The sequence below is a fragment of the Phytobacter sp. V69 genome, assembly GCF_965644215.1.
In the GTDB taxonomy this organism is placed as follows: Bacteria; Pseudomonadota; Gammaproteobacteria; order Enterobacterales; family Enterobacteriaceae; genus Phytobacter.
This window is the reverse complement of sequence record NZ_CBFFRL010000280.1, coordinates 1-4745: the sequence shown is the minus strand read 5'-3', so window position 1 is coordinate 4745 and position 4745 is coordinate 1. Positions and strand designations below refer to the sequence as shown.

The following is a 4745-nucleotide window of genomic DNA, read 5'->3' as shown; positions in this document are numbered from 1 at the left end:
GGCAACCGTCTGTGGTGTTTGCAGAGCTAAGATTGGCGGCTTAGCGTTGCACTTCGGAGTTGAATCCGCCGACTACAAGGTCTCTAATATCAGGAAAGTGGTGAATAAGGACGATCATGAAGTTACCGTGACGCACCGCTCTGGTCGTCATCGTCGCGCCGAATAACCTGGGTATCCCCTCTCATGCCGCCCCGTCCGGGGTGGCATTGTTACTTATAAAATTCACCTCCTAAATCACGCGAACAAGAAGTATTTAACATATCTATGCTTTATACTGGCGCGCGCCGCAGTACCCCGCCGCGAGCACGCATTCGCGCCGGAATCGTCGACTTAGGAGTTGTAAGATGTATTCGAAGCATAATAAAAATCGTTCGCTGTATATTCCTTATGCCGGGCCAGTATTACTTGAGTTTCCGCTGCTCAATAAAGGCAGCGCATTTAGCGTGGAAGAAAGAAGCCACTTCAACCTGCTGGGGCTGTTGCCGGCCGTGGTGGAAACCATTGAAGAACAGGCTGAACGCGCCTGGTTGCAGTACCAGGGCTTTAAGAGCGATATCGACAAGCATATCTATCTGCGCAATATTCAGGACACCAACGAAACCCTTTTTTACCGTTTGGTCGAGAACCATCTCGACGAGATGATGCCGGTCATTTACACCCCGACCGTAGGTTGGGCGTGCGAACGTTTCTCTGAAATCTACCGTCGTGCGCGCGGCGTGTTTATCTCCTGGCAAGACCGCGGCAGCATGGATGATATCCTGCAAAACGTGCCGAACCACAACATCAAAGTGATTGTGGTCACCGACGGCGAACGTATTCTTGGCCTGGGCGACCAGGGTATCGGCGGGATGGGGATCCCGATCGGCAAACTCTCCCTTTATACCTCCTGCGGCGGTATCAGCCCGGCCTACACCCTGCCAGTCGTACTGGATGTGGGCACCAACAACCAGCAATTGCTCAACGATCCGCTGTATATGGGCTCGCGCCATCCGCGTATTACCGGCGACGACTACACCGCGTTTGTCGATGAATTCATTCAGGCGGTAAGACATCGCTGGCCGAACGTGCTGCTGCAATTCGAAGATTTCGCGCAGAAAAACGCGATGCCGCTGCTTAATCGCTACCGCGATGAAATCTGCTGCTTCAACGATGATATCCAGGGTACAGCGGCGGTGACGGTGGGTACGCTAATCGCCGCCAGCCGTGCGGCAGGCAGCCAGCTCAGCAACCAGAAAATTGTTTTCCTTGGCGCGGGCTCTGCCGGCTGCGGTATCGCCGAGCAGATCATCGCCCAGACCCAGCGTGAAGGGTTAAGCGAAGCCGATGCTCGCCAGAAAGTCTACATGGTCGACCGCTTTGGCCTGCTCACGGATCAGATGCCGAACCTGCTGTCGTTCCAGAACAAACTGGTGCAAAAGCGCGAAAATCTGCAGAACTGGGATGTGCAGTCCGAGGCACTTTCGCTGCTCGACGTCGTGCGCAATGTGAAGCCGGACATCCTGATTGGCGTTTCCGGCCAGCCGGGTCTGTTTACGGAAGAGATCATCCGTGAAATGCACAAGCATTGCCCGCGTCCGATCGTCATGCCGCTGTCAAACCCGACATCACGCGTGGAAGCCACACCGCAGGATATCATCAGTTGGACTGAGGGTATGGCGCTGGTCGCCACCGGCAGCCCGTTCGCACCGGTGACCTGGAATGAAAAAAACTGGCCTGTCGCTCAGTGCAACAACTCCTACATCTTCCCGGGAATTGGTCTGGGGGTGATTGCCTCTGGTGCGTCGCGTATTACCGACGACATGCTGATGTCAGCCAGTGAGACCCTGGCGAAGTACTCGCCTCTGGTGATTAACGGTGAAGGGCTGGTCTTGCCGGAGCTGAAAGATATCCATAGCGTTTCCCGCGCGATTGCCTTCGCTGTGGCGAAAGTCGCCCAACAGCAAGGCGTTGCGGTGAAAACCTCTGAAGAGGCGCTGTTGCAGGCGATCGACGACAACTTCTGGTTGCCGGAGTACCGCGACTACCGTCGTACTTCTATCTAATGACAAGCCCGGCGACGCGATGTTGCCGGGCTTTCTTTTCCGCATCAATAAAGTTTGTGCGGTGAATACAACCCGTAATGGGATGTTCTGAACGCATTCTGCGCTGCCTGTGATGGCAGCTCCGTCAGCAAGGTTACAAACTCCCGCCCCCACCACAGACAGTCATAACGATTCACCTTCTCCAGCAGTTTGCTGTGCCGACGCTTGCGTTCGCGCAGCGACATCGTGAGCGCCGAATGAATCGCCTCGCTGGTTTCACTGGCGTCATACGGATTAATCACAATCGCTTCGCTAAGCTGTTCTGCCGCGCCGGTAAATTCTGACAGGATCAGCACACCCGGATTGGCCGGATTTTGCGCGAGGATAAACTCTTTCGCGCTGAGACTCATCCCTTCGGAAAGCGGCGTAAACAGGGCGACCCGGGCTTTACTGTAGAGCGCGTAAATCAACGCCTGATGGCACAGCGAATTATGGATATAGTTCACCGGATACCATGAGAAATCACCATACTGGCCGTTGATTTCACCGCAGAAACGTTCAAGTCGTGCCTGTAAATCCGGTGAGAAGTGTGGATATTCCCGCGACGGATCGGAAATTTGCAGCAGGCTGATATCGCGAATGTATTGCGGATGCGTGTTGAGAAACGTACGCATCGCATCCAGCCGATAATGGATACCGCTAATATCGCTGATGACGTCATTGCTGATAATGATCGGCCGGTGATAATTCTGCACGGCGGGCAGCGTGGCCGGAGAATCATTCAGCATCTGCTTATTGATACCGCAGGGTAAAATTCGCAGCAACATCGTCTGACCGTTGATCTTCAGACAATTTTCGCCGATCCGTACCGCGCGGTAAAAACGCAGGACATAGGTAATAAAGTTATTCATATCGGCGCTGGACTGAAAACCAATAAGGTCATAACTAAAGAAGGCCCGCATTATCCAGTCATGCTCTGGTATCGCACGAAACATATCGCCTGGGGGGAATGGCTGATGGAGGAAAAAATCGCAGCGGTTGCGATACCCCTCCTCTTTCAACATTTTTCCTACAGGCAGTAAATGGTAGTCATGTACCCAAATCAGATCGTCATTATCAATAGAACGTGTAACCTGTTGCAGCCGATCCTGAAGGTACGATTTCCAGGTAATGAAATACTCTTTTTTATAGGCGGTAAGATCCGGACGGCTATGAAATACCGGCCACAAAACGTGATGAATATAGCCCTGATAGAAATTACTATATTCATTCGGCGATAATGGCCATGAATGCACCGTAAAACCCTGATGGATTTCATCCTGCCCGCCGGGACGCCGTTTACTGGTGTTTATTTCACCATCCCAGCCAAACCATATTCCAGGGTATTTTCTAAATATCTGCGCAATCGCAGCCAGTAGCGGATCGGTTATTTTCTCTGTGGTAGATGCACAGCGATTCGACAAAACTACCAGGCGAGACATCATTCACCTCAACGAATAACAGGATGATCTTTCATGCCGAAAGATGGGTCTCTTCAGCCGTCACAATGCCTTCGAAGTCGGTTAATTCGGCTAACCGGCTATGGATCCAGTGACGGGAAAAGTCAGCGCCCAGACTCTCTTTGAGATAATCGCATTGAGCAAATACATTAAGGGCGTCCTGCTGAAAAAGCGGTAGCGCCGGTGCGGTATCGAGTATCTCCGCCAGTTCCGCCTCATTGACCTGCTCCAGACCATACAGCATGCCGGTCAGTATCGTCGCCATCACCAGATACGGGTTGGCATCTGCCCCCGCCAGACGGTACTCAATACGCCGGTCCTCTTCACCTGAACAGGGTATCCGCAGCGCCGCCGAGCGTTTGTTAAAGCCCCAGGCATTGAAGATGGGCGTATCAAGGCGCTTGCGTAACCGTCTGAATCCATTGACACCGGGTGCCATGATGGCCAGAGAAGCTGGCATTAATCGCAGTAATCCGGCCAGACACAGACGGGTATCTCATTAAGCTCACCCTCTTCGGCGGCAAGGATATTCTCGCCATGGATATTGTTAAGGCTGAGATGAAAATGCAGGCCATTGCCCGCCAGTGCGGAAAAAGGTTTCGCCATAAAATTCGCCTGCAGGCCAAATTTTTCCGCCACAGCAGCGGTTAATTTTCGCAGTGCCAGCACGTTTTCGCACAGTGCGACCACATCGCGGGAATGGCGCAAATTGAGCTCGAACTGCCCCGGTTCGGCCTCACAAACAATACCGGACAACGGTATTGTTTGTGCCGTAGCCATGGCTTCCAGCTCTTCAATAAAAGCGGTGTTGGTGGCCGACAGCGATAAATGAAAACACCCTGCTTCTTGCTGCACTGGCTTTTGCGGATCGATGAGATAAAACTCAATTTCCGGCGCGATAACGGGGTATAAACCGTGATAATGAAATTTCGCCAGCACCTTTTCGAGAATATAACGTGGGTCGTCGTCAAACCCGTCGCCTTCGTTATTGCGCATGGTCAGCAGTAATTGTGCGTGATGCTGAGGATCCTGCGCACAGGGGCGTAATGTGCCGGCAACCGGCAGACACAAATTATCAGGTTCGTCTTCTGCATTGTTATTCTCACTTTGGCTAATTACTTTGCCTTTTCTGTCCATTGAATACACAGACGGCGGATTCAACTCCGAAGTGCAACGCTAAGCCGCCAATCTTAGCTCTGCAAACACCACAGACGGTTGCCTGAAT

The 4745-nt window shown here is 52.5% G+C and carries 5 protein-coding genes; 2 read left to right on the top strand and 3 right to left on the bottom strand.

Features of this window, described 5'->3' with window-relative positions; genetic code table 11:
* Positions 1-46 precede the first annotated feature (46 nt).
* Entirely contained in the window at positions 47-166 is a 120-nt protein-coding gene (locus ACSZPU_RS23505) for a ribosome hibernation factor SRA (protein WP_499003845.1), read from the top strand.
* A 178-nt stretch (positions 167-344) separates the two neighbouring features.
* Positions 345-2042, top strand: coding sequence for an NAD-dependent malic enzyme (locus ACSZPU_RS23500; protein WP_499003841.1), 1698 nt, complete (start codon positions 345-347; stop codon positions 2040-2042).
* A 44-nt stretch (positions 2043-2086) separates the two neighbouring features.
* Here ACSZPU_RS23500 and ACSZPU_RS23495 read toward each other — a convergent pair whose 3' ends face one another.
* Genes ACSZPU_RS23495 through ACSZPU_RS23485 form a run of 3 tightly spaced genes read right to left on the bottom strand, consistent with a single transcriptional unit; the run spans position 2087 to position 4657 of the window.
* On the bottom strand, positions 2087-3502 hold the full coding sequence (locus tag ACSZPU_RS23495) for an alpha,alpha-trehalose-phosphate synthase (UDP-forming) (protein ID WP_499003839.1): 1416 nt from the start codon (positions 3500-3502) through the stop codon (positions 2087-2089).
* Between the two features lie 31 nt (positions 3503-3533).
* Complete coding sequence (locus ACSZPU_RS23490; RefSeq protein WP_499003836.1) at positions 3534-3980, bottom strand: hypothetical protein; 447 nt, start codon at positions 3978-3980, stop codon at positions 3534-3536.
* Positions 3980-4657, bottom strand: a complete 678-nt coding sequence (locus ACSZPU_RS23485) for a type I glutamate--ammonia ligase (RefSeq protein WP_499003834.1) — start codon at positions 4655-4657, stop codon at positions 3980-3982. The genes ACSZPU_RS23490 and ACSZPU_RS23485 overlap by 1 nt, the downstream gene beginning before the upstream one ends.
* Between the last annotated feature and the right edge of the window lie 88 nt (positions 4658-4745).

Bases quoted from the DNA above. Each gene is read 5' to 3' on its own strand.
- ACSZPU_RS23500 (WP_499003841.1), top strand. From the start codon at position 345: ATGTATTCGAAGCATAATAAAAATCGTTCGCTGTATATTCCTTATGCC.
- ACSZPU_RS23495 (WP_499003839.1), bottom strand. From the start codon at position 3,502: ATGTCTCGCCTGGTAGTTTTGTCGAATCGCTGTGCATCTACCACAGAG.
- ACSZPU_RS23490 (WP_499003836.1), bottom strand. From the start codon at position 3,980: ATGCCAGCTTCTCTGGCCATCATGGCACCCGGTGTCAATGGATTCAGA.
- ACSZPU_RS23485 (WP_499003834.1), bottom strand. From the start codon at position 4,657: ATGGACAGAAAAGGCAAAGTAATTAGCCAAAGTGAGAATAACAATGCA.